We start from the raw sequence: 24,846 nt of genomic DNA, 5'->3' as shown, positions 1-24,846 counted from the left end.
GCAACTGCGACAATAGTCGTCTGCGCTACTGCGATGAGATCGGCGAAACTACCCAGTCAGGCTTCGCAGCCAAGACCTGGTAATAACAAGGATAATTCGGTGAAACTCAGCGATATCGCTCGCCTGGCCGGTGTGTCTGTGACCACCGCCAGCTATGTCATCAATGGCAAGGCCGAACAGCAACGCATCAGTAACAGTACTGTAGAGCGGGTGCGTGCAGTGGTCGATGCACATGGCTTCACGCCCAACCCACAGGCCGCGGGCCTGCGCAGCCGACACACGCGCACCCTGGGGTTCATCCTGCCTGATCTGGAAAACCCCTCCTACGCGTGCATCGCCAAACGGCTGGAGCAAGGCGCCCGCGCCCAGGGCTATCAGTTGCTGATCGCCAGCAGCGACGACAACCCCGACAGCGAGCGGCAGTTGCAGCAGCTGTTCCGCGCCCGCCGTTGTGATGCCTTGTTTGTCGCCACCTGCCTGCCAGAAGACGACGACAGCTATCGGCAGTTGCAGGCTAAAGGCCTGCCGATCATTGCCATCGACCGTACGCTGGACGCCGCGCATTTCTGCTCGGTGGTCAGTGATGACCAGAACGCCAGCCTGCAGTTGACCCGCAGCCTGCTGGAATCGGCGCCCAAGCACATCGCCCTGATTGGTGCGCGTGCCGAACTGAGCGTCAGCCAGGCCCGTACCCGTGGCTTCGATCAGGCGCTGGAAGGCTTTACCGGCAGCATCAGCCACTATCAGGGCGAGGCCTTCAGCCGTGACTGCGGTCGTCGCCTGATGGGCGAACTGCTGGCCGATCTGGGCCGCCTGCCCGACGCACTGGTGACCACCTCCTACGTGCTGCTGCAGGGCGTGTTCGACGTACTGCAAAGCCGTCCAGCCGACTCCCGTGCTGTGCATCTGGGCACCTTTGGTGACACCCAGTTGCTGGACTTCCTGCCACTGCCAGTCAACGCCATGGCCCAGCAACACGGGCTGATCGCCGAAACGGCGCTGAAACTGGCTTTGGCGGCGGTTGAGAAAAACGATTACACGCCGGGTGTCCATGCCATTGGCCGGACCTTCAAACAGCGAATCTTTGCGGCCTGACCATGCGCCTGATCGACACCCACACGCACCTGGACTTTCCGGACTTCGATGCTGACCGCACAGCATTGCTGGCCAATGCCCGGGCCCAGGGTGTCGAACGCATGGTGGTGCTGGGGGTGTATCGGGACAACTGGCAGCGGATCTGGGAGCTGGTGCAAAGCGACGCACAGTTGTATGCCGCGTTTGGCCTGCATCCGGTGTACCTGGATGAGCACCGCGCCGAGGATCTGCTGGCACTGAAAGACTGGCTGAACCGCCTGCACGGCGCGCGCCAGCTGTGTGCAGTGGGTGAGTTTGGCCTGGACTACTACCTGGAAACCCTCGACCGGGATCGGCAAAATGCCCTGTTTGAAGGCCAGTTACAGCTGGCAGCTGACTTCAACCTGCCAGCACTGCTGCATGTACGGCGCAGCCACGCTCAGGTCATTGCAACCCTCAAGCGCTACAAGCTGGCACGCGGTGGAATAATCCACGCGTTTGCCGGCAGTTACGAAGAAGCCAGGGAGTACATCAAGCTGGGCTTCAAGCTCGGCCTGGGTGGCGCGGCCACCTGGCCACAGGCACTGCGTCTGCGCAAAACCATTGCGCGTTTGCCACTGGACAGCGTGGTACTGGAAACCGACGCCCCGGACATGGCACCGGTGATGTTTGCCGGGCTGCGCAACAGCCCGGAACACCTGCCACAGATTGCCACCGCGCTGGCCGAGCTGATGGGCATTGCGCCCGAGCAGTTGGCCGAGGCCAGCAGCCTCACGGCCTGTGAGCTATTTGGCTGGTAACCCCTCGTACAGCGAACCTGCCTGATCCTAGACCCGAAACGCTCCAATCAAACGCTTGAGCTCCAGCACCTGGGTAGACAGTTGCCGGCTGGCATCTTCGGTCTGGTGCGCGCCGTCACTGGCATGCTCGGCGGCGCGGTTGATCTGCACGATGTTCTGGTCGATGTCATGGGCTACCGCGGTCTGCTGCTCTACCGCAGCGGCAATCTGCTGGTTCTGGTCGACGATCGTACCGACGGCACCCAGAATGTTCTCCAGCGCCTGCTGCACCTGCTCAGACTGGCCCACCGTCCCCGATGCCATCTGATGGCTGCTGTCCATCGCCTTGACCGCAGCGCCCACACCACCCTGCAAGCGTGAAATCATCTGCTCGATTTCTTCGGTCGATTGCTGAGTGCGCTTGGCCAGTGTGCGCACCTCATCGGCCACCACGGCGAAGCCACGGCCTTGCTCGCCGGCACGGGCCGCTTCGATAGCGGCGTTCAACGCCAGCAGGTTGGTCTGTTCGGCAATGCTCTTGATCACCTCCAGCACCCGGCTGATGGCCTGGCTGTCACTGGCCAACTGGTTGATCACCTGTACCGATTGATCAATCTCACTGGCCAGGCGGGCAATGCTGCCTTGCTGCAACGCCACCAGGCTGCGCCCACTGACGGTGTCCCGATTGACCCCATGGGCGCTGTTGACCGCCGCCGCCGTGCTGCGTGCGACCTCCTGGGCCGTCGCCGACATCTGGTTCATCGCCGTGGCCACCTGTTCGATCTGCCCCCGCTGACCGCTGACCGCCTGGTTGCTGCGCGCCGAAACGGCATGCACCTGCCCGGCCTGGTACTCAACCTGCGCCACGGTCTGGCCAACCTGCTCGATCAGGTCGTGAATACGCCGCACCGTGGCATTGAACACCTGCCCCAACTCACCCAGCTCATCGCGGCTGTGGGCCTGGAAGTTCACGGTCATGTCACCAGCCGCCACCTCGTCCATCACAACGCCAAGACGCTTCAGCGTGCTGCGGGTCGAGGCATAGAAGCCGCTGTACAGGTAGACGATCAACAGGAATATGCCCGCCAGTGCCGCCACCAGCAGTGTCATGTGCTGACGGTATTCCCCCAGTCGCTGCTGCAACTCCAGGCGCAGAAAGTCCAGGGTTGCACTGTTGAGTTGGTAGGTCTGCGCCATCAAGTCGCTAGCCTGTTGATAAAAAGCTGGCCACGGCGCATCAAGGGTGTCGGCCATGACCACCTGCTCCTCGAACAGCTCACTGGCCTGCTTCAATGTGGCCTGGCTGGCTGCAGCGTGCGCCCCCAGGCTCGCCTTCGCCCGCGGTTCAGTGGCCAGGGCGTCCTGCACCTTGATCGCATAGTCCGCTGCGAGTTTGTCGAGGGCCTGCAGCAGTTCCTCGAAACGGGTACTGGAGGACGAATTGAGAAAGCCTTGACCAAGGGAATAGGCGCCCATGGCTCGCCCCTCACCCAAGGCCTGAGTGACCTGCGGGGTTGCGCTGATCAACAGCTCACTGAGTTGGCGAACGACACGCTCATCATCCTGGCTCAGCCCGGCCTGGCTGGCGATCAGCTTGCTCAGCACCTGGGCCTGGGCCAGCAGCTTGTCAAACAGGGCTGCCTTGCTCAACAAGGACGATTCGCTCTGCGCACGCTGGAACACGGCCAGCATTTCACTGCGTTTGTCCTCGAAGGCTCGCACCTGCGCCTCATCGACCGATACCGTGCTCAAACCCTGCAGGCGGGACAGCAGCTGCTGTTCAAGGGCCGAGATTTTCACCTCGACATCCTCGGCCTTGCCCGACTGCCCCAGCACAGCATTGATCTGCACCAGGTTGCCCAAGGTTTCCAGATCACTGCGCAACATCAGGCTGCTGCCAAGCAGATCGAGGCTTTGCAACTCGACGCGGGTGGCATTGAGCTGGGCATACGCGTCGCGGACCAGATAGAAATTGGTCACCAGCATGGGCAGGAAAAACAGGACGCTGATCAGGCTGAACTTCATCCCGAAACTCAGGCGGTTCATCAGCGCAACGGCGGGATACAAGAGGCGCTTCACGGGTCGTCTCCTTGATTCTTATTGTTCTATAGGCGCAATGGCTCTAGGCCACCGGCGATGTTCACCAGGTCCTGTATAACGCATATCGATGCGGGGTTTTGTAACTTAAGGTTAACCGGCGGATCGAGCCCGAGCTCGATCCGCCATGGTTTCAGGCAAGGACGGTCCAGAGGGCGAAGCCGGCGTACCAGAGTACGGCGGAACGCAGCAGCAGTTCCCAGAGGGTGTCCAGATCGGCAAGGCCATCAGGGCCGACCGCAGCGCCCTGAGAGAGCTCGCCGGCCGCACGGCCGGCGATGTGAATCAGCCGACCGGCGCTGATGTGCCAGTTCAGCAATTCGTGCAACAACGCACGGCTGACCGCAACGAAATTGCCGACCAAGGCAAAGCTCAAGGCCAACAAGCGTACGGGCAGCCAATCGAAGGCATGCCGTACCTGCCCTGCACAGTCACGCAATGCCTCGTTACGCGCATGAGCCGCCGTCAATGCCAACAAGCGGTAACCCAACGCGATGGCCGGGCCCAGCAGGAAGTACCAGAAAATCACCGCGAACAGGCTCTGGTAGGCCTGCCACAGCAGATGCCCTTCAACCCGCTCAATCAACATGGTTTCATTGTCGGCGGCCAAGCCCAGATCACGTTCAGCCACATGCAGTGCGGCCTGCTCATCGCCACGCCGCCACGCATCGCGAAATGCGCCCAGCGACGCCTTCACATCACCACGTCCCAAGCTGTAAATCAGCACCAGCAAGTGGATCGGAAAGACCAGCAAACCATACGCCACCGGTTCCAGCGCATGCACGAGCAACGCCAGCAACGCCACCGGCAGCAGCACCAGAATACCCAGCGCCCACCACGGATGGGTTTTGCCGCTACGCTCCAGTCGCGCCAACTCGCCAAGAAAGAAGCCATCGCGTTGCAGGCGCTGACGCAACGCCGAAAACTTCTCGATCCACAACACCAGCAACAACACCAGAAAACTCATGATTTCTCCTCGCTATCCTGCAGGGCGGCGCGGTAACGCGCCCAATCAAAGGCTGGGCCCGGATCCGTCTTGCGACCCGGGGCAATTTCACTGTGGCCGCGAATCCGTTCGCAGCTAATCGCTGGCCAGGCCGCCTGCAGTTGCCGGGTCAGCACCTGCAAGGCCTGATACTGGGCATCGGTGAAGGGCATATCGTCGGTGCCCTCCAGTTCGATACCCAAAGAAAAGTCGTTACATCCTTCGCGACCGTCAAATGCCGAGACACCGGCGTGCCAGGCCCGATCCAGGCAGGACACGAACTGGGTGACGGCACCATCACGCTCGATCAAAAAATGCGCAGAAACGCGCAAGGTCTTGATGGTCTCGAAAAACGGGTGCTCGCCAGGGTCCAAACGGTTCTGGAAGAACGCCTGAACCTTGCCGGTGGCGAATTGCGCTGGCGGCAAGCTGATATTGTGGATCACCAGCAGGGAAATGGCTTCGCCATCAGGGCGGGCGTTAAAGTTTGGCGAAGGGCAATGGGTGATGCCGGCAACCCAGCCGGTAGCACGGTCCAACTGCATAGAAATTCCTGAAAGCAACCCAAAGACAATGCCAGTATGCCCCGTCGCACAGGCAGATGTATCGTGAAAAAGTGTGTTCTCGAGTAGCCAAACCCTGCACAACACGCCGCTTGTTTGCTGCAACCCCGGCACGGGCTGACCTATAATCCCGGCCACTTAGCTTGTGGAGCCCGCCATGCCGAATTTACGCCTCGCCGATCTGACTGCCGAAATCGAAGCCAACGTGCGCCGTGCGTTGCTCGAAGACATTGGCAGCGGCGATATCACTGCCCAACTGATCCCCGCCGAACGCCTGGCCAAGGCCACCATCATCACCCGTGAGAACTGCGTCATCAGCGGTACTGCCTGGGTGGATGCGGTGTTCCGCCAGCTCGACCCTCGGGTGGCGGTGCATTGGCAGGTCAAGGACGGCGACCGGGCCAGGCCCAACCAGATCCTGTTCACCCTTGAAGGGCCGGCACGCTCGCTGCTCAGTGGTGAACGCAGCGCCTTGAACTTCCTGCAGTTGCTCTCCGGTGTTGCCACCCACGCGCAGTTCCTCGCTGACAAGGTTGCCCATACCCAGGTCAAACTGCTCGACACCCGCAAGACGCTCCCAGGCCTGCGCCTGGCGCAGAAGTATGCCGTCACCTGCGGCGGCTGCCACAACCACCGGATCGGCCTCTACGATGCCTTCCTGATCAAGGAAAACCACATTGCGGCCAGCGGCGGCATCGCCGAAGCGATCACCGCGGCACACCGCATCGCCCCCGGCAAACCCGTGGAAATCGAAGTGGAAAGCCTGGCCGAGCTGAAGCAGGCACTGGACGCTGGTGCCGACATCATCATGCTCGATGAACTGAGCCTGGACGACATGCGCGAAGCCGTCCGCCTGAATGCTGGCCGTGCCAAACTCGAAGCCAGTGGCGGGATCAACGAAAGCACCCTGCTGGTGGTCGCCGAAACGGGTGTGGACTACATATCCATCGGTGCCATGACCAAGGACGTCAAGGCGGTGGACCTGTCGATGCGCCTGAGCCTGTAAGGGCTCAGAGGGCTTACCGCACGTGCGCGGCCCCTGGCCTGAAAAAACAAACCCCCGCTCAAAGGCGGGGGTTTGTCATTTACCTGCGCAGAATCAATGTGCCGCGTTCTGCAGGCCATCCAGGTAGCGCTCGACGTCCAGTGCAGCCATGCAACCGGCACCGGCCGAGGTGATCGCCTGGCGGTACACGTGGTCAGCCACGTCACCGGCAGCAAACACACCCTCGATGTTGGTGGCAGTGGCGTTGCCGTCACGGCCGCCGTTGACTACCAGGTAGCCGTCCTTGAGGGTCAGCTGGCCTTCGAACAGCGACGTGTTCGGGGTATGGCCAATGGCGATGAACACGCCGTCGACCTTGATGTCTTCGCTGCTGCCATCGTTGTTCTTCAGGCGCGCACCGGTCACGCCCATGTCGTCACCCAGCACTTCGTCCAGCGTGGCGTTGAGCTTCAGCACGATCTTGCCTTCGGCCACACGGGCGTGCAGCTTGTCGACCAGGATCTTCTCGGCGCGGAAGGTCTCGCGGCGGTGAACCAGAGTGACCTTGCTGGCAATGTTGGCCAGGTACAGGGCTTCCTCGACAGCGGTGTTACCGCCACCCACTACCGCCACCTCACGGTTGCGGTAGAAGAAACCATCACAGGTAGCGCAGGCCGAAACACCTTTGCCCATGAAGGTTTCTTCCGACGGCAGGCCCAGGTAGCGAGCGCTGGCACCGGTGGCGATGATCAGTGCATCACAGGTGTAGGTGGCGCTGTCACCTTTGAGGGTGAACGGCTTTTGCGCCAGGTCTACGGCGTTGATGTGGTCGAACACCACTTCAGTCTCGAAACGCTCGGCGTGTTCCTGCATACGCTGCATCAGTGCCGGGCCGGTCAGGCCGTGGGCGTCGCCCGGCCAGTTGTCGACTTCGGTGGTAGTGGTCAACTGGCCACCAGCCTGCATGCCGGTGATCAGCAGCGGCTTGAGGTTGGCACGGGCAGCGTACACCGCGGCGCTGTAACCGGCAGGGCCGGAACCGAGGATGATCACTCGCGAATGACGTACTTCAGACATGACACTCTCCTGTCGACCTGGCCTGCAGCGGCCAGTGTCGTAACGCCGGGATCGCCGGCTGGAATAAAAAAGAACCTGCGAAGCACTTGGGGAAGGCTTTTGGCCGCAGGTCCTGAAAACAGCGGGTTACAGGCTCTTGGCGTTTTCCGCCAGGTAGTCGGCAACACCCTTGGCATCGGCCTTCATGCCTTTCTGGCCTGGACGCCAGCCGGCCGGGCACACTTCACCGTACTGTTCGGTGAACTGCAGGGCTTCGACCAGACGAATCATCTCGTCGACTTCACGACCCAGCGGCAGGTTGTTGACTACCTGATGCTGCACCACGCCTTTCTGGTCGATCAGGAACGAAGCGCGCAGAGCAACGCCAGCGTCATGCTCGATGCCATAGGCACGGGTGATTTCGTGTTTAACGTCAGCGACCATGGTGAATTCGACTTCGCCAATGCCGCCCTTCTCCACCGGCGTGTTGCGCCAGGCGTGGTGGGTGAACTGCGAGTCGATGGAAACACCGACCACTTCAACACCCAGCTCACGGAACTTGTCCATACGGTTGTTGTGGGCAATGATTTCCGACGGGCAGACGAAGGTGAAGTCCAGCGGCCAGAAGAACAGCACGACGTATTTGCCGCGCAGGGAGGAAAGCTTGAAGCTGTCAACGATCGAACCGTCACCCAGCACTGCCGCGGCATCGAAATCAGGGGCTTGCTTGTTAACCAGAATGCTCATGAAAACTCCTTGAAGATTGAATTCGAAGGCGTTGAAAAGTTGTGCGCACTGTAGCGAGGTGGCAGAGATTAAGGAAATATCCTTAGACAATCTACCTTATAGACGACCTCTATTTACCGTCTTGGGAATGGCCTGATCCTCTATGACCTAAGGGTCACAAGCGACCTCGGCTTTTGTTACATCGCGTGTCGCCAAGCCTTGCCGGCTTTCACCGGGTGCCCAAACTGGGTAATGTCAGCGCGTTTTATCCTCACGCGGAGCCTTCTATGCAAGCCCCTGTTCTTTCTGGCCCGGACTACCTGCGCCAGGGCTTAAAACTGGTACTCAGCCCGGGCCTGCGACTGTTCGTGTTGCTGCCTTTGACGATCAACCTGGTACTGTTTTTCGGCCTTGTTTACCTTGCCGGGCACCAGTTCAGCCTGTGGGTCGACACGTTGATGCCCAGCCTGCCGAACTGGCTGAGTTTTCTCAGCTATATCCTGTGGCCGCTGTTTGTCGTGCTGGTAGCGCTGATGGTGTTCTTCACCTTCACCCTGCTCGCCAATATCATCGCCGCCCCGTTCAATGGCTTTCTGGCTGAAAAGGTCGAAGCGGTAATACGCGGCAGTGATCAGTCGCCGCCGTTCAGTTGGAGCGAACTGGTCGCCATGGTGCCGCGCACGCTGAGCCGTGAGCTGCGCAAACTGGGCTACTTCCTGCCACGCACCATCGCCCTGTTCATTCTGTCGCTGATTCCGGTGGTCAACCTGATCGCGGCGCCGTTGTGGCTGGTGTTCGGGATCTGGATGATGGCCATTCAATACATCGACTACCCGGCCGACAACCACAAGCTGGGCTGGAACGAAATGCTCGCCTGGCTGCGGGAAAAACGCTGGAAGAGCCTGAGCTTCGGCGGCTCGGTGTACCTGGCGCTGCTGATCCCGTTCGTCAACATCCTGATGATGCCGGCGGCGGTAGCGGGGGCCGTGGTGTTCTGGGTGCGTGAAGACGGTGACAAGGCGCTAGCGCCGACGAAGGTAAGCTGACGCCTTGATACGGCCTGCCATCTGGCAGGCCGTAGCGTCTCTGGTCAGGCCGACATCAGCTCGCCAGGTGGCTGGAGAACTGGCCCACCGCGCTGACCACGCGCTTGGCGCCGTCCTGAATCTCGACAATCACCGTTCCGGTCTGCCCGACCAGCTCCAGGCCTTGTTCGGCCTGACGCTTGCTGCTGTCGATAATGTCCACTGCGGCTTTGGCCAGTTGTTCGTTCTGCTGCACCACCCGGGCGATTTCCTCGGTGGCGGCGCTGGTACGCGACGCCAATTGCCGTACTTCGTCGGCAACCACCGCGAAACCACGGCCTTGTTCGCCCGCACGAGCGGCTTCAATGGCCGCGTTGAGCGCCAGCAGGTTGGTCTGCCCGGCAATGTCGCTGATGGTCTTGATGATCGAGCCGATCACCTGAGACTGCTTGTCCAATGCCTCGATACCCTCCGCTGCATCCTGCATGTAGGCCTCAAGGCCACGCATGACTTCAACGGTATTGGTCACAACCTCGGCGCCCTTCTGAGCGCTAGCGTCGGTCTGCTGAGAGGTCTCGTAGGCAATGTTGGCTGCCTCGGCAACAGCTTGTTCCTGCTTGACCTGATCGGTGATTACCGTGGCGAACTTGACCACTTTGTACAGCACGTCGTGCGCATCGATGATCGGGTTGTAGGACGCCTCCAACCAGACTTCACGCCCATGGGCATCAATGCGCTTGAAACGGTCAACGATGAACTCGCCACGGCGCAGCTTGTCCCAGAACGCCTGATAATCGGGCGAGTTGTAATCTTCCGGCGTACAGAACACCCGGTGGTGCTTGCCGCGCAGCTTCTCGAGGGTATAACCCATCGTCTGCAGAAAGCGGTCATTGGCCGTGAGCACTTCGCCGTCGAGATTGAACTCGATCACAGCCGTAGAGCGCATCAGCGCATTGATCAGGCTTTCATGCTCACGAGAGGTTTCAATGGTGCGGGTCAGGTCGCTGGAGTGCAGCGTAAAGTACTGCAGCCGCCCTGCGCTGTTCTTGACTGGCTGCAAAATCGAACGCAGCCAGGCTTCCTCGCCGTTGCCACGCAGCAGACGGAAAGCACCATTGAGGTGTTCACCGCGGGTGATGGCACCGCTCATTTTCGTGTAAAAATCGAGCTGTTTGACGTGAGGCGGAACGATTTCTTCGATGTTACGGCCAACCAACTGGCTGCTGTCGTACAGCATCTCTTTCTCGAAGTTGCTGTTAACCGACTCGATACGGCCCTGCGGGTCAAGGTGCAGTACCAGCATCTCACTGTCGAGACTGCTTTTGACCTGTTCCATGGAAAGCAGGTCTTCACGCAGCTGGAGGATTTCTTTTTTCAGTTTGCTGTTGAACATTACCGCCCCTGGAGCGCAAGACCTTCAATTGAATGCATCTGCATCGGCCGATTGTTCGACATTCTTGAGCGCGCCAATGCGAAATATTTCGGTCACACAAGCCCCGAGGTCAGGCGTCACAAAGCCGTCATGCCACCGTCACGCCTGCGCAATCCACGGGCATGAAACTGTACGTCATGACAGCACATACCTTGCGCATCGCCCTGGTCAGCGAGACCTTCCCACCCGAAATCAACGGGGTCGCCAACACGCTGGGCCGCCTCAGCGAGGGCTTGCGCTCACGCGGGCATGATGTCGAATTGGTGCGCCCGCGCCAGGCAAGTGATTTACCTGGCACAGGCGACGACCAGGCACTGTTGTGCCGTGGCTGGCCACTGCCCGGCTACCCCGGCTTGCAATGGGGCCAGGTGTCGATGCACAAACTCCTGCGTCACTGGCGCCGGCAGCGCCCGGACGTGCTGTACATCGCGACCGAAGGCCCACTCGGCTTGAGCGCCTTGCGGGCTGCACGGCGCTTGGGGATTGCCGTGGTCAGTGGCTTTCATACCAACTTTCAGCTGTACACCGCCCCATACGGTCTGGGCCTGCTGAAGCATGCACTCACCCACTACCTGCGCTGGTTTCACAACCGCACGCACACCACCCTGGTACCGAGCATCAGCCAGCGCCAGACACTGCAACGACGAGGTTTCGAGCGCCTGGGCCTGCTCGCCCGCGGTGTCGACAGCAACCTGTTCAACCCGGCGCGACGCAGCCAGACGCTGCGTGAACACTGGGGGTTGGGTAACGAGGACATTGCCCTGATGTACGTCGGGCGATTGGCTGCGGAAAAGAACCTGGGCCTGTTACGCCGCAGTGTCGAGGCGCTGTGCCAGGCTTATCCACTGCGGCGCATCAAGCTGATTGTGGTCGGCGACGGCCCTCAGCGGGCTGCACTGGAACAGCAACTGCCACAGGCGATTTTCTGTGGTGCCCAACGCGGCACAGCCTTGGCCGAACACTATGCGTCCGGGGATATCTTCCTGTTCCCCAGCCTCACGGAAACCTTCGGCAATGTCGTGCTTGAAGCCCTGGCGTCAGGGCTGGGGGTCGTTGCCTACGATGAAGCCGCTGCGGCTCAGCATATCCGCCACGGGCACAGTGGCGCACTGGCCATGCCAGGTGACGAGAATGCATTCATCGACGCCGCCAGTTGGCTACTTGAAGACAGTGAGACCTTGCGCCGGGTACGCCTGAATGCTCGCCAACATGCCAGCCGCCAATGCTGGCCAGCGATTGTCGAGCAATTCGAGGCTTACTTGCGTACAGCGTGCGAACAAGCGGCCAGCGTGCGCCAACCACCTGTCCCACTGACGATCAAGCCGGGCTCATCCGCACCTCACGGGTGAACGAAATCGCCCGTTAGAACCGGTTAGCCCAGCGCTTTCTCGATCGCCTGAACCACGGTCGGATCATCCGGCGCGGTACGCGGAGCAAAGCGAGCCAATACCCGACCATCCTTGCCAACCAGAAATTTTTCGAAGTTCCAGGTGATATCGCCCGGGAACTCCGCGCCTTCGCCAGCCAGCAAACGGTACAGGGGGTGTCGCTGCGGACCGTTAACGTCCAGTTTGCTGCCCAGAGGGAAATTCACCCCATAGTTAAGGCTGCAAAAGGCCTGGATCTCGCTCTCGGTGCCCGGCTCCTGCCCGGCAAACTGGTTGCACGGCAAACCCAGCACGTTGAAACCCTTGGCTTTGTACTGCTGATAGAGGTTTTCCAGCGCAGCGTATTGCGGCGTCAACCCACACTTGGAGGCGACGTTGACCACCAGCACCACCTGGCCCTTGAAGGGCGCCAGGGGTAACTCCTGGCCATCCAGCGCTTGCAACTTCAGGTCGTGAAATACACTCATGACTAACTCCTCTATTGCCAATCCGGGCCACGGCGCCCTTTTGGCTCGCCCACTAAAAAGGCGCCCGGGCTGATCGCAGGTCCCAGTGGGTGCCTGACCGATCGTCCCGACCGCCTTCGCGACTTCCTGAGCTTAGCGCAGAAAATCAGTGGTGATGACCACCTTCGCCGTGGATGTGGCGATGCGCGATTTCTTCTTCGCTGGCGTCACGAACGTCAACCACTTTGACCTGGAAGGTCAGGCGCTGGCCAGCCAGTGGGTGGTTGCCATCGACGGTAACGTCGTCGCCGTCCAGATCACGGATGGTGACGATCTGCATTTGGCCGTCCGGCGCCGAAGCGTGGAACTGCATGCCGACTTCCAGCTCGTCGACACCTTCGAACATGCTGCGGTTCAGGGTGCTGACCAGTTCAGCCAGGTATTCGCCGTAGGCATCTTCAGGTTCGATGGCAACGTTCAGTTCCTCACCGGCTTTCTTGCCTTCCAGAGCCTTCTCCAGGCCCGGGATGATGTTGCCTGCGCCATGCAGGTAGACCAGCGGAGCGCCGCCGGCGGAGCTGTCGATGACCTCACCAGCGTCGTTGGTCAGGGTATAGTCGATGGAGACAGCCTTGTTGGCGGCGATCAGCATGGGGCGAGACCTTTTGCAGAAGAATATAGAGCCATAAGTGTAACCAAGGCCTCGCCCGAAAGCGAACGTAACCCAGACAAACGGAATACCATGAGCGACAGCCGCATTCTCGGTTTTCATCAGGACGAGGACGGCCACTGGGTGGTCGAATTGTCCTGCGGCCATACTCAGCACCTGCGCCACCAGCCGCCCTGGCAATCGCGCGCGTGGGTGCTGGACGCCGACCAGCGCCAACAGCGTATCGGCCAGCCTTTTTCCTGCGGCTGGTGCGCGCAGGGTGTCGATAGCGATACCCTTGGCAATTGATTCTTTTGCACAGCTCACCTCGAGACGCTCGCATGCAGACATTTTTTATCGCGCCGACCGACTTTGGTGTCGGCCTGACCTCCATCAGCCTGGGCCTGGTCCGCACCTTGGAGCGGGCCGGCCTGAAGGTGGGCTTTTTCAAGCCGATCGCCCAGCCACACCCAGGTGATACCGGTCCAGAGCGCTCCACCGAGCTGATCGCGCGTACCCACGGTTTGAAGCCGCCGAAGCCGCTGAGCCTGGCCCACGTCGAGCGCATGCTGGGCGACGGCCAGCTCGATGAGCTGCTCGAAGAAATAGTCACCCTCTACCAGCAAGCCTGCGAGGGCAAGGACGTGGTCGTGGTAGAAGGCATGGTGCCGACCCGCCACGCCAGCTACGCTGCGCGGGTCAACCTGCACCTGGCGAAAAGCCTGGATGCCGAGGTCATCCTGGTCTCGGCACCGGAGAACGACGTGCTGGCCGAACTGTCCGGACGGGTCGAGCTGCAAGCACAACTGTTCGGTGGGCCGAAGGACCCGAAAGTGCTAGGGGTGATCCTCAACAAGGTGCGTAGCGACGAAAGCATGCACGCCTTCGCCACACGCCTCAAAGAACACTCGCCAGTGCTGCGCAGCGGAGATTTCCGCCTGCTTGGCTGCATCCCCTACCAGGCCGACCTCAATGCACCGCGCACCCGCGATGTGGCGGAACTGCTTGGCGCTCAGGTGCTCAACGCCGGGGACTATGAACAACGGCGGATGAACAAGATCATCCTCTGTGCCCGTACCGTCGCCAATACGGTGCCACTGCTTACGCCTGGCACCCTGGTGGTAACCCCGGGCGACCGCGATGACATCATCCTCGCCGTCAGCCTGGCATCGATCAATGGTGTACCACTGGCCGGCCTGCTCCTGACCAGCGACAGCAAACCCGACCCGCGCATCCTCGAACTCTGCCGGGGAGCACTGGCGGCAGGCCTGCCGGTACTGTCGGTGAGCACGGGTTCCTATGACACGGCCAACCAACTGAACCAGCTCAACAAGGAAATTCCGGTCGACGACCGCGAGCGCGCCGAGATCATCACCGACTTCGTCGCCAGCCACCTCGACGCCAGCTGGCTGCATCAGCGCTGTGGCACCCCACGGGAGATGCGCCTGTCACCTGCGGTGTTCCGTTACCAACTGATCCAACGTGCCCAGCAGGCCAACAAGCGCATCGTCCTGCCGGAAGGCGCCGAGCCCATGACCGTGCAGGCTGCGGCCATCTGCCAGACCCGCGGCATCGCCCGGTGTGTGCTGCTGGCCAAACCGCAAGAGGTGCAGGCGGTGGCCCGCGCCCAAGGTATCGAGCTGCCAGAAGGCCTGGAAATCCTCGACCCGGACTTGATCCGCGAGCGCTATGTCGAGCCGATGGTCAACCTGCGCAAAAGCAAGAGCCTCAATGCGCCAATGGCGGAGCAGCAACTGGAAGACCCGGTGGTCATCGGCACCATGATGCTGGCGCTGGACGAAGTCGACGGGCTGGTCTCGGGCCTGGTGCACTCCACCGCCAACACCATCCGCCCGGCCCTGCAACTGATCAAGACCGCGCCGGGCTGCACCCTGGTCTCGTCGGTATTCTTCATGCTCTTCCCCGAGCAGGTGCTGGTGTACGGCGACTGCGTGATGAACCCGCACCCCAGCGCCAGCGAACTGGCCGAAATCGCCCTGCAGAGCGCCGACTCGGCCGAAGCCTTCGGCATCACGCCACGGGTGGCGATGATCAGTTACTCCAGTGGCGACTCGGCAAGCGGCGAAGAGGTGGAGAAAGTACGCGAAGCCACCCTGATCGCCCAGGAAAACCAACGCGACCTGCAGATTGACGGCCCACTGCAATACGACACGGCGGCCAACGAAAACACCGCTCGCGAACTGGCGCCAAACAGCCCGGTAGCAGGCCGCGCCACGGTGTTCGTCTTCCCGGACCTCAACACCGGCAACACCACCCACAAAGCCGTGCAGCGCAGTGCCGACTGCGTCAGCCTCGGGCCAATGCTGCAAGGCCTGCGTAAACCGGTCAACGACCTGCCCCGTGGCGCCCAGGTCGACGACATCGTCTACACCATTGCCCTGACTGCGATTCAGGCCAACCGCTCTCTGGATAGTTGAACCATGCTCGCTTTTCTGCCCGCGCCTGTGCGCGGGATCATTGCCTCGTTGCTGCTGGGGCTGAACACCCTTGTGTGCTGTACCCCGCTGTTCATCGTCAGCCTGTTCAAGCTGTGCTTGCCGTTTCCGGCGGCACAGAAGCTGACAGACGAACTGATGCGCCACATCCACGAAGCCTGGATCAGCAACAACAAGGGCTGGATGAACCTGATCAGGCATACCCACTGGCAGGTGGAGGGCCTGCAAGGGCTCGGCTACCAGCACAGTTATCTGGTCACCAGTAACCACCAGAGCTGGGTGGACATCATGGTGCTGCAGTACGTGCTGAACCGGCGCATTCGGCCGCTGAAGTTCTTCCTCAAGCACGTGCTGATCTGGGTACCGGTGATCGGGCTGGCCTGGTGGGCGCTGGGCTTTCCGTTCATGAAACGCTACTCCAAGGCCTACCTGGCCAAACACCCGGAGAAGCAAGGCAAGGACCTGGAAACCACCCGCCGCACCTGCGCAAAGTTTCGTGGCACGCCAACCGCCATCTTCAACTTTGCCGAAGGTACCCGCTTCACCCAGGCCAAACATGCAGACCAACAGTCACCGTTCCAGCACCTGCTCAAGCCCAAGGCCGGCGGCATCGCCTTCGTGCTGGATGCCATGGGTGAACAACTGCAATCGATCATCAACGTGACCCTCTACTACCCAGACGGTGCGCCGGGTTTCTGGGACCTGCTGTGCGGGCGGATGACACGGGTAGCGGTGCATATTCAGGAACTGGCCATTCCCGAGGAGTTCCTCGGCAAAAGCTATGACCAGGATGACGCGTACCGGCTGGCGTTCCAGCAATGGATCAACCGGCTATGGGAAGAGAAGGATCAGCATTTGGCGCAGTTACACCGTCAACGCTGATACCCGCAAGGCGGGTTACTACATACCGTAGCAATCCGCCTCGCTGGCGACAGGCCGACGGTTACTGGTACTGCTGACCAGGAATCGGCTTCAGGTTGACCTCTACACGACGGTTTTGTGCACGGCCATTGGCATCAGCGTTGCTCGCAACCGGCTGATCCGGGCCAGCACCGCGTACCGACAGACGCGAACTGTCCACGCCCTGGGATGTCAGGTAAGTGCTGACAGCCTGCGCACGGCGCTGCGACAGGTCCATGTTGTGCTGGCGGCTGCCGGTGCTGTCGGTGTAGCCAACGATCTCAATGGTGTTCTGGTTGAACTGCTTGAACGAGTTGGCCAGGTTGTTCAGCGGCGAATAGAAGCTTGGGGCGATATCCGACGAGTCGGTGCCGAAGGTAATGTTGCCCGGCATGATCAGCTTGATCTGATCGCCCTGGCGCTGCACTTCCACGCCGGTGTTGGCCATGCTTTCACGCAGTGCCGCTTCCTGCTTGTCGGCGTAGTAGCCGTAACCGGCCGCCGCTGCACCCACAGCTGCCGCACCGATCAGTGCGCCCTTGCCACGGTTGTCGTGGTTGATTGCAGCACCCGCGATTGCGCCGGCCAGCGCGCCCAGGCCGCCGTACTTGGCAGTTTTGCTCATTCCAGTGCTTTGCTGTGCCTGCCCTTGGTTATCGTAAGGGCTTGGGGTGGCACAACCGGACAGCATGGCAACAGCAGTAGCGACGATAATCAGACGACGCGAGGTGAACATGGAAAAGCTCCTACAGGGATTCTAAAGCACATCGAAAATTGGCAGACCTATACGGGCCTTGGAACGCGATAAACGCAAATAATTCCCTGGTTCAGGCCCGAACAAATGGATTTTCCCGCATTTCATCACCCAAACGGGTGTCTGGTCCATGCCCGGTTACAACGGTAGCGTCCTCATCCAGCCGGTACAGGCGCTCTTTGATCGAACGGACAATGGTCGGCTGATCGCCGCCCCACAAATCGGTACGACCAATACCTCGGCGAAACAGCGTATCGCCAGCGATCAGCAACTTGGCATCGGCGAACCAGAAACTCATCGAACCCGGGGTATGCCCCGGCGTGTGCAAGGCAACCCCACAACCGCACGCCAACTCTTCGTCATCGGCCAGCCAGCGATCCGGCGACGGTACCGGCGTGTAGGGTACGCCGAACATCCGGCACTGCATTTCCAGGTTATCCCAGAGGAACTGGTCTTCCTTGTGCAAGTGCAGCGTAGCACCGGTCTTTTCCTTCAACAGGCCGGAGGCCAGGAAATGGTCCAGGTGCGCATGGGTATGGATGATACTGACCAGCTTCAAACCGTGAGCGTCAAGGCGCGCGATAATCTGCTCATGGTTGCCGCCCGGGTCGACAACGATGGCCTTCTTGGTAATCGGGTCGCCGATCAGGGTGCAGTTGCACTGCAAAGGGCCGACGGGGAAGGTTTCGCGGATCAGCGCGGGGCTGGCGGTTTGCATGAAGTAATCCTGCCAAAAGGTGATGGCATATTTTGGCACAGCCGGCTGAACCCGCCGATATCACTTTCGTGAAAACAGGCCGGTGGTCGATTCAAAACCCCAGCGCCAGTGTCTGCCTGCCTTCCAGTGCCAACAGGAACTGCTTGGCCGCCAACCCACCGGCATAGCCGGTCAAACTGCCCGAGGCGCCAATCACCCGGTGGCAAGGGACAATGACCGAAATCGGATTCTTGCCGTTGGCTGCCCCTACGGCGCGCACCGCTTTCGGGCAGCCAATCTGCCGGGCGATGTCACTGTAGCTACGGGTTTCGCCAAACGGGATGGTCAACAGAGCCTGCCAGACCTTGCATTGAAACTCAGTACCGACAAAGTCGAGGTCCAACTCAAAGCGCTTTCGCGTACCGGCGAAGTACTCACCGAGCTGCCGCTCGGTGGCCAGCAACACCGGGTTTTCAACCGCCTCACGCACGGCTCTCAAGACGACCCGATTGGGCTTCTCGTTTTCCCAGAGCACTGCGGCGAGCCTGGACGCGCGTGCAATCAGGGTCAGTTGGCCGACAGGTGAATCCATCATCTTGAATACGTAGGACATGCCCTGAATTCCATAAATCATCGTGAGGTCAGCAGCGCATCCTCCACCTGAAGGCTCCAGATGAAATTCGCGTTTTTTTGACGCCAAATTAAACAACTCGCCTGTATCAACGCTACAGATTCTGATAAAAAGCGCGATACCGTAGCGGCCACCCAAGGAAAGGCCGCCGTTCGCCCAGGAAGCTAAAATGCCCGGTCCACTTGGTTACTCCTCTGTCTGGTACGCCTCTCTCAGCAACAACGTCCAGCTCAACAGCCTTTTGTTTGGTACTGCCTGGGGCAACGGCGCGAGTACGACGAACCTGACGTACAGCTTCATCGATCCATACGTCTCGCTTTTCGCCCGCCGCTACACCGACGACAACGAGTACCAGGCAAGCTATGCCCTGACTGCGCCGCAACAGGCCGCCGTCACCAGCGCCCTGAATAGCTGGTCTGCGGTAGCCAATATCAAGTTTACCCAGGTCAAGGAAACTGCGAGCAACGTCGGCGACCTGCGTTTTGGCGGTTACGCCTACATGAGTGACGACACCGCAGCCTGGGCTTACTTTCCTGACAGAGCGCCCAGTGCTGGCGATGTCTGGATCGGGCCAGTAACCAACAACAAGGCACCGGTCAAGGGCACCTATGACTACATGACCTTTGTGCATGAGATTGGCCATGCACTTGGCCTGAAACACCCCTTCAGCACCAGTGCCTACAACTACACCGTACTGGCGCCAGAGCTCGACGATGTCCACTACACGGTAATGAGCTACAACAACGCCTATTCCTTTGAGCCCACCTCGCCCATGCTGCTGGACATCCTGGCGATCCAGAAGCTCTATGGCGCAAACACCCAATGGCAAACCGGTAACAACACCTACCAGTGGGGCGCCGACCAATCAGTCTTCGAGACCCTCTGGGATGCCGGCGGCATCGATACCCTTGACGCGAGCAACCAGAAAGCCTCGGTACGCCTCAATTTGAATGAAGGCCAATTCAGCAACATCGGCAAAGCCTTCTATGACCAGACGGACACGACAGCCATCAACAACGGGCTGGGTATCGCCTATGGCGCAAAAATCGAAAATGCCACGGGGTCGGCCTTTGGCGACACCCTGATTGGCAACGCCCTGAACAACGTGCTGGATGGTCGTGGCGGCAGCGACACAATGATCGGCGGTTCGGGAAACGACACCTATATTGTCGACAACGTCGGCGATATCGTCAGTGAAACCAGCACCCTGAGCAGCGAGATCGACACCGTTCTCTCCTCAGTCAGTTACGCCCTGAGCGCCAACATTGAAGTGCTGACGCTCACCGGTAAAGCCAACACCAACGGCACTGGCAACGCACTCAATAACCGCATCACCGGTAACGCCGGAGCGAACGTGCTGGACGGCGGTGCCGGGGTTGACACCCTGATCGGTGGCACCGGCAACGACACCTACGTGGTCGACAACAGCGCCGACATCATCATTGAAACCAGCACCTTGGCCAGCGAGATCGACACCGTTCGTGCCTCAGTGAGCTGGACCCTGGGCGCCAACCTGGAAAACCTTACCCTGACGGGCAGCGGTAACCTCAACGGCACCGGCAACACCCGCAACAACGTGCTGACCGGTAACAGTGCCAACAACACCCTGAACGGTGGCGCAGGCAATGACCAACTCAATGGCGGGGCGGGCAATGACCTGCTCGAAGGTGGCCTGGGTGCCGATACCCTCAGTGGCGGCCTTGGCAATGACATCTATGTGATCGACAACATCGCCGACAAGGTCATCGAGGCCAGCAACGAAGGCCGCGACCTGGTCCGCAGCAGCATCAGCTACACCCTGGCCGCCAACGTCGAAGACGGCCTGCTGGTGGGCAGCGGCGCGCTCAAGCTGGTGGGCAACGCGCTGAACAACACCCTGACCGGCAACGGTGGCGCCAACGTGCTGGACGGCGCTGGCGGTGCCGATGTCCTCGACGGAGGCGCTGGCAACGACACCTACTACATCGATAATCTCGCGGACACCGTCATCGAACGAGGCGCCTCGCCAACCGAGATCGACAATGTCTTTTCAACAGTGAGCTGGACCTTGGGCGCCAACCTGGAGAACCTGACCCTCACCGGCCTGGCTGCGATCAACGGCACCGGCAACGCCCTCAACAACCGCATCACCGGCAATGCCGGAGCAAACATCCTGGACGGCGGTGCCGGGATCGACACCCTGACCGGTGGCACCGGCAACGATATCTACGTGGTCGACAACCTGCGCGATGTCATCATCGAACAAAGCACCTCTGCCAGTGAAATCGACACGGTTCGCACTTCAGTGAACTGGACCCTGGGCGCCAACCTGGAAAACCTCGTGCTCACCGGCAGCAGTAACCTCAGCGGTACCGGCAACACGCGCAACAACGTGCTGACCGGCAACGCAGGCGACAACCTGCTAAACGGCGGTGCGGGTGCCGATACCCTCAGCGGCGGCCTCGGCAATGACATCTATGTGGTCGACAACATCGCCGACACAGTCATTGAGGCCAGCGGCCAAGGCCGCGACCTGGTGCGCAGCAGCGTCAGCTACACCCTTGCCGCCAACGTTGAAGACGGCGCGCTGCTGGGCAGTGGCGCACTCAAGCTGACCGGCAACACACTGAACAACACCCTGACGGGCAACAGCGGCGCCAACCTGCTCAACGGCGCTGGCGGTAGCGATACCCTCGACGGCGGCGCCGGCAACGACACCTACTACGTCGACAGCACCGACGACCTCATCATTGAACGATCAACATCGCTCAAGGAAATCGACAGCGTCTTCTCTTCGGTCAATTGGACCTTGGGCGCCAACCTGGAAAACCTGACGCTCACCGGCAGTGCCAACCTGAACGGCGCCGGCAATACCCTCAACAACCGCATCACCGGCAACGCAGGTGACAACCTGCTGGACGGTGGCGCAGGTATCGACACCCTGATCGGTGGTACCGGCAACGACACTTATGTGGTCGACAACCTGCGCGACACCCTCGTTGAAACCAGCACCCTGCCCCGCGAGATCGATACCGTGCGCGCTTCGGTCAACTGGACCCTGGGTGCCAACCTGGAGAACCTGACCCTTACCGGCAGTGCCAACCTAAACGGCACCGGCAACGGACTCAACAACGTGTTGATCGGCAACAGCGCCAACAACACCCTGAACGGTGGTGCAGGCAATGACCAACTCAATGGCGGGGCGGGCAACGACCTGCTGATCGGCAGCCTCGGCACCGACACACTCACTGGCGGCAGCGGCGCCGACCGGTTCGTTTTCAACCTGCTGAACGAGTTGGGCAAAGGCAACGCACGCGACGTCATCACCGACTTCAACAGCAGCGAAGGCGACAAGATCGACCTGTCGAAACTCGACGCCAACGTCCTCGCCAAAGGCATCAACACCTTCAGCTTCATTGGTGCCGATGCGTTCAGCGCCGCCGGGCAAGTGCGCTTTGTCGATCACATCCTCTACGGCAACGTCAACGCCACCCCGGACGCTGACTTCGAGATTCACCTGGTGGGCGTCAACAGCTTCAGTGCGCAGGATATGATTGGCTGATGACGGTAACTCGCAGGCAGTAAAAACCTGGGCAATCTCAACGCCAAGCCGACTTGTGTCTTGAGGCAGGAATAAAATTGGAAGTGAGCATGGTGGCGCACCTACCGTGGGAGCACACCTTGGTGGCGATGGAACCCGCAGGGTTCCCTGCGTACGCAGTTCATTCCAAAGCCGGTACAGAAGACCCAAAGTGCCAATATTCCAGCATTAAGCCATGCTACATGCTGGAGTATTAGCACAATGGCAACGATACAGCGCACTTACGGCAGGTAGAGCCTGAACACGCCGCCGCCCAACGGCCCGCCGTTGCCGATTTCAATGCGCCCCTGCAGCCCGTCGCGTTCATGCAGCGCAGCAATGCGGGCCGCGAAGTAGAGGCCCAGGCCAGTGCTGCCGCTGCTGGGGTTGATGCCCTGCACGTAGTCGCTCTGGCGTTCGAGCATCTGCAGGGGATAACCCGGGCCGTCATCGTTGACGCTCAGTAGCAGTTGGTCGTCTTCTTCGCTGACGGTTATCAGCAGGGCGTGGCCGGCGTAACGGATGGCGTTGTTGAGGATGTTGGACACCACCGACCCAATCAGCTCGCGGTCAAAGAAGCCCAGCGGGTTGACGGTGTCGATCCGGTAGCTGGCCAGCAGGTCGCGGTGGCTCAGCACGTCCTGGTGAGCCGCCAGTTGCGCTTCGATGAAGTCGTCCAGCTCGTGGTAGCCAGGGCACATCGGCAACTGGTTGACGCCCAGTTTGTACAGGCCCAGCAGTTGCACCAGCATGCCATTGAGGTGGGCGAATTCGTGCTCCATGACGCCCAGTTCACTGCCGCCACGTTGCGTGTCAGGCAAACGGGCCAGCCATTGGCTGTGGGTCTGCATGAGCATCGCCAGGGAGTTTTTCATGTCATGTACGGTGGAGGCGATCACCGTGGAGAAGTCGAGCCCCTGCTTGTTTTCGCTCATCCACCAAATGCCCGTATGTGCAGTTTGCGATAGCGCTCGTAGCGCGCGTCACTTTCAGGAATACCGGCCACCCGGCTGAGGCAGGCGCGGCACTCTTCCAGTACGGCTGCGGTTGGCGTATCACCGGCCAGGCGCAGCAGTGCCTGGGTAGTGTTCAGGGCGATGCTGATGTTCTTCGGCTGCAACACCAGTGCCCGACGGAACAGGTCCAGGGCGCCACCCAGGTTGCCGGCCTGGTAGCTGCGCACGCCTTGACGGTTAAGGTCGACGGCTTCGTTGCCCCCACCCAGAATCGCCGGGTCATCGGTCAGGGTTGCGATGTTTTTCATCACCGCCGGGTCGTCGCCATACACCTCAACGCAGTTCTTCAAGATGCCGTTACTGGCCGCTTCCTGCCCCAGTTGTTGCAGCTGGGTCGCCACCAGCAAGGCTGCTTCGGCAGAGAAGAACTGGTCCATGCCCTCGATGCGAGCCATGGCCTGCTCGGTGAGCTTGGCGGCGGTCTCGGGGTCGCCAGCCTTGATCAGGCTGGTGGCTTTCATCAGACGGGCGCGCACTTGCAGGCCCTGATCGTCGGTGTACTCCTTGGCCACTTCACTCAAGGCCGAGTTGATCTCTACCCGCGTGCGCGCATCCATGCCGCCGCCACCGTTCTTGCTGATCAAGGCCTGGGCCAGGCCCAGGTTGCTTTCAGGGTCTTTGAAACGCGAGTGCTGGCCCTGGCTGACCGCCTGACGGTAGGCGCGTGAAGCGCTGTCGAAGTCTTCGTTGCCCAGCGCCAGCTTGCCCAACAGCATCTGCCGACGCACGGCCAGCGGCGACAGGCGTACCGCTTCTTCAAGCACGTTTTGAGCGCGCTTGGTTTCGCCGGTGGCCGTCAGTACATCGGCCAGGCCGTCGTACAGGCCAGGCATCAGCGGGAAGGCCTTCAACGCTTGCTCATAGATGCCCTGGGCCTGGCCAATCTGGCCACGTTTGAACAGTAATGCGCCAAGGGCGGCATACGCCCAGGGCGTGGCACGGCTGCTGAGAATAGCCTTGAGGAATCGCTCAAGGTCTTCATAGCGGTTCAGGTCACGCAGGGCGTTGGCCCGGTAGCGCAGGCACAACGGCGCAAAACGCTGGTCCTGGCGGCAGAGGTTCTCGCACGCGGCCAGTACCTCGGCAGGTTTGCCACGGTCGAGCGCCTGCAGAATCGGCTTGAGCAAGGTTTTGCGCTGTACCAGCTTTTCCAGACGCTGGGCCAGGCCGATCCGGTTGAACGGTTTGGTCAGGTAGGCATCAGGCTCATGTTCCAGAGCACTGAGCACCACTGCCTGGCTGCTCTCAGCCGTGACCATGATGAACACGCACTCATGGCTGATGAGCTTGTCGACCATCAGGTCTTCGAGGGTTTGCTGGCCGTTTTTCTTGCCATCGCCCAAGTGAAAGTCATGCAGGATGAAGTCATAGCGTTTCTGCGCACACATGCGCAGCGCCTGCTCGCCGCAGTCAGCAGTGTCGACGTCTCGCACGCCCAATTCGCGCAGCATGGAGCGGACGGAACTGCGGAAGTCGGAGAAGTCATCGACAATGAGAAAACTTTTTTGGCTGTAAACCAACATCCAAGGAACCTGTCATGGGGTAGTAAGGAGATACACGCAAGCAACGATTACAACGACAGGCTCATCCCTTTAGCCCGCTATGGCGCACAGCTGATAACCAACGGT

Annotated in this window: 21 protein-coding genes and 1 pseudogene; 9 read left to right on the top strand and 13 right to left on the bottom strand. The window is 60.5% G+C overall.

What is annotated here, in order from left to right:
* The first annotated feature begins 99 nt into the window (after positions 1 to 99).
* Together cra and AB7M23_RS10165 are read left to right on the top strand one after the other, a co-directional pair.
* Positions 100 to 1,095 carry a catabolite repressor/activator gene (cra, locus tag AB7M23_RS10170; RefSeq protein WP_102051872.1) on the top strand — a complete coding sequence of 332 codons (996 nt, stop codon included), beginning with the start codon at positions 100 to 102 and terminating at the stop codon, positions 1,093 to 1,095.
* A gap of 2 nt (positions 1,096 to 1,097) precedes the next feature.
* Positions 1,098 to 1,874: a TatD family hydrolase gene (locus AB7M23_RS10165; RefSeq protein ID WP_454240744.1), complete on the top strand. Its 777-nt coding sequence runs from the start codon at positions 1,098 to 1,100 to the stop codon at positions 1,872 to 1,874.
* A 27-nt stretch (positions 1,875 to 1,901) separates the two neighbouring features.
* On the opposite strand, the gene AB7M23_RS10160 is transcribed toward AB7M23_RS10165, so the two are convergent.
* From AB7M23_RS10160 to ampD, 3 genes are all read right to left on the bottom strand, one after another.
* Positions 1,902 to 2,606 carry a methyl-accepting chemotaxis protein gene (locus AB7M23_RS10160; RefSeq protein WP_371917186.1) on the bottom strand — a complete coding sequence of 235 codons (705 nt, stop codon included), beginning with the start codon at positions 2,604 to 2,606 and terminating at the stop codon, positions 1,902 to 1,904.
* Between the two features lie 1,477 nt (positions 2,607 to 4,083).
* Positions 4,084 to 4,917: a regulatory signaling modulator protein AmpE gene (gene ampE, locus AB7M23_RS10155; protein ID WP_099773570.1), complete on the bottom strand. Its 834-nt coding sequence runs from the start codon at positions 4,915 to 4,917 to the stop codon at positions 4,084 to 4,086.
* A complete protein-coding gene (gene ampD / locus AB7M23_RS10150; RefSeq protein ID WP_454240743.1) occupies positions 4,914 to 5,480 on the bottom strand; it encodes a 1,6-anhydro-N-acetylmuramyl-L-alanine amidase AmpD in 567 nt (188 codons plus the stop codon). Before ampD ends, ampE begins: the two co-directional genes overlap by 4 nt.
* A 175-nt stretch (positions 5,481 to 5,655) precedes the next feature.
* On the opposite strand from ampD, the gene nadC reads away from it, so the two are divergent.
* Positions 5,656 to 6,504, top strand: a complete 849-nt coding sequence (nadC, locus tag AB7M23_RS10145) for a carboxylating nicotinate-nucleotide diphosphorylase (RefSeq protein WP_102051869.1) — start codon at positions 5,656 to 5,658, stop codon at positions 6,502 to 6,504.
* Between the two features lie 93 nt (positions 6,505 to 6,597).
* On the opposite strand, the gene trxB is transcribed toward nadC, so the two are convergent.
* Together trxB and AB7M23_RS10135 are read right to left on the bottom strand one after the other, a co-directional pair.
* Positions 6,598 to 7,560: a thioredoxin-disulfide reductase gene (gene trxB, locus AB7M23_RS10140; protein ID WP_065761145.1), complete on the bottom strand. Its 963-nt coding sequence runs from the start codon at positions 7,558 to 7,560 to the stop codon at positions 6,598 to 6,600.
* Between the two features lie 126 nt (positions 7,561 to 7,686).
* Positions 7,687 to 8,286: a peroxiredoxin gene (locus AB7M23_RS10135; protein ID WP_330521949.1), complete on the bottom strand. Its 600-nt coding sequence runs from the start codon at positions 8,284 to 8,286 to the stop codon at positions 7,687 to 7,689.
* 266 nt (positions 8,287 to 8,552) lie between these two features.
* Here AB7M23_RS10135 and cysZ point away from each other — a divergent pair, with 266 nt between their 5' ends.
* Positions 8,553 to 9,311, top strand: coding sequence for a sulfate transporter CysZ (gene cysZ, locus AB7M23_RS10130; protein ID WP_454240742.1), 759 nt, complete (start codon positions 8,553 to 8,555; stop codon positions 9,309 to 9,311).
* 55 nt (positions 9,312 to 9,366) lie between these two features.
* On the opposite strand, the gene AB7M23_RS10125 is transcribed toward cysZ, so the two are convergent.
* Positions 9,367 to 10,683 carry a methyl-accepting chemotaxis protein gene (locus AB7M23_RS10125; RefSeq protein ID WP_454240741.1) on the bottom strand — a complete coding sequence of 439 codons (1,317 nt, stop codon included), beginning with the start codon at positions 10,681 to 10,683 and terminating at the stop codon, positions 9,367 to 9,369.
* 176 nt (positions 10,684 to 10,859) lie between these two features.
* On the opposite strand from AB7M23_RS10125, the gene AB7M23_RS10120 reads away from it, so the two are divergent.
* Complete coding sequence (locus AB7M23_RS10120) at positions 10,860 to 12,071, top strand: glycosyltransferase family 4 protein (RefSeq protein ID WP_454240740.1); 1,212 nt, start codon at positions 10,860 to 10,862, stop codon at positions 12,069 to 12,071.
* Positions 12,072 to 12,094: 23 nt separating this feature from the next.
* On the opposite strand, the gene AB7M23_RS10115 is transcribed toward AB7M23_RS10120, so the two are convergent.
* Together AB7M23_RS10115 and AB7M23_RS10110 are read right to left on the bottom strand one after the other, a co-directional pair.
* Positions 12,095 to 12,577: a glutathione peroxidase gene (locus tag AB7M23_RS10115; protein WP_065759115.1), complete on the bottom strand. Its 483-nt coding sequence runs from the start codon at positions 12,575 to 12,577 to the stop codon at positions 12,095 to 12,097.
* Between the two features lie 145 nt (positions 12,578 to 12,722).
* On the bottom strand, positions 12,723 to 13,208 hold the full coding sequence (locus AB7M23_RS10110; RefSeq protein ID WP_065759116.1) for an FKBP-type peptidyl-prolyl cis-trans isomerase: 486 nt from the start codon (positions 13,206 to 13,208) through the stop codon (positions 12,723 to 12,725).
* Between AB7M23_RS10110 and AB7M23_RS10105 the strand changes: the two are divergent.
* The 3 genes and pseudogenes from AB7M23_RS10105 (at position 13,207) to AB7M23_RS10095 (ending at position 16,543) form a co-directional block, all read left to right on the top strand.
* Positions 13,207 to 13,514: pseudogene (locus tag AB7M23_RS10105) on the top strand (DUF3565 domain-containing protein). The gene AB7M23_RS10110 and the pseudogene AB7M23_RS10105 overlap by 2 nt on opposite strands.
* Positions 13,515 to 13,546: 32 nt before the next feature.
* Positions 13,547 to 15,643: a phosphate acetyltransferase gene (pta, locus tag AB7M23_RS10100; RefSeq protein WP_454240739.1), complete on the top strand. Its 2,097-nt coding sequence runs from the start codon at positions 13,547 to 13,549 to the stop codon at positions 15,641 to 15,643.
* A gap of 3 nt (positions 15,644 to 15,646) precedes the next feature.
* Positions 15,647 to 16,543: an acyltransferase gene (locus AB7M23_RS10095; RefSeq protein WP_454240738.1), complete on the top strand. Its 897-nt coding sequence runs from the start codon at positions 15,647 to 15,649 to the stop codon at positions 16,541 to 16,543.
* A 61-nt stretch (positions 16,544 to 16,604) separates the two neighbouring features.
* Here the strand turns inward: AB7M23_RS10095 and AB7M23_RS10090 are convergent, their stop codons facing one another.
* The 3 genes from AB7M23_RS10090 to AB7M23_RS10080 form a co-directional block, all read right to left on the bottom strand.
* A complete protein-coding gene (locus tag AB7M23_RS10090; RefSeq protein ID WP_065759119.1) occupies positions 16,605 to 17,297 on the bottom strand; it encodes an OmpA family protein in 693 nt (230 codons plus the stop codon).
* A gap of 91 nt (positions 17,298 to 17,388) precedes the next feature.
* Positions 17,389 to 18,033: an MBL fold metallo-hydrolase gene (locus AB7M23_RS10085; RefSeq protein ID WP_330521942.1), complete on the bottom strand. Its 645-nt coding sequence runs from the start codon at positions 18,031 to 18,033 to the stop codon at positions 17,389 to 17,391.
* Positions 18,034 to 18,124: 91 nt separating this feature from the next.
* Positions 18,125 to 18,625: a methylated-DNA--[protein]-cysteine S-methyltransferase gene (locus AB7M23_RS10080; RefSeq protein ID WP_454240737.1), complete on the bottom strand. Its 501-nt coding sequence runs from the start codon at positions 18,623 to 18,625 to the stop codon at positions 18,125 to 18,127.
* A 187-nt stretch (positions 18,626 to 18,812) separates the two neighbouring features.
* Between AB7M23_RS10080 and AB7M23_RS10075 the strand changes: the two genes are divergently transcribed.
* Positions 18,813 to 22,184 carry a M10 family metallopeptidase C-terminal domain-containing protein gene (locus AB7M23_RS10075; protein ID WP_454240736.1) on the top strand — a complete coding sequence of 1,124 codons (3,372 nt, stop codon included), beginning with the start codon at positions 18,813 to 18,815 and terminating at the stop codon, positions 22,182 to 22,184.
* A gap of 260 nt (positions 22,185 to 22,444) precedes the next feature.
* On the opposite strand, the gene AB7M23_RS10070 is transcribed toward AB7M23_RS10075, so the two are convergent.
* Both AB7M23_RS10070 and AB7M23_RS10065 read right to left on the bottom strand, forming a co-directional pair.
* Positions 22,445 to 23,137 carry a sensor histidine kinase gene (locus AB7M23_RS10070; RefSeq protein WP_454240735.1) on the bottom strand — a complete coding sequence of 231 codons (693 nt, stop codon included), beginning with the start codon at positions 23,135 to 23,137 and terminating at the stop codon, positions 22,445 to 22,447.
* On the bottom strand, positions 23,134 to 24,741 hold the full coding sequence (locus AB7M23_RS10065) for a response regulator (RefSeq protein ID WP_454240734.1): 1,608 nt from the start codon (positions 24,739 to 24,741) through the stop codon (positions 23,134 to 23,136). Before AB7M23_RS10065 ends, AB7M23_RS10070 begins: the two co-directional genes overlap by 4 nt.
* Between the last annotated feature and the right edge of the window lie 105 nt (positions 24,742 to 24,846).

This window comes from Pseudomonas sp. HLS-6 TE3448 (assembly GCF_053629555.1).
The sequence above is the reverse complement of the archived record's forward strand: the minus strand, read 5'-3'. Positions and strand labels throughout refer to the sequence as shown.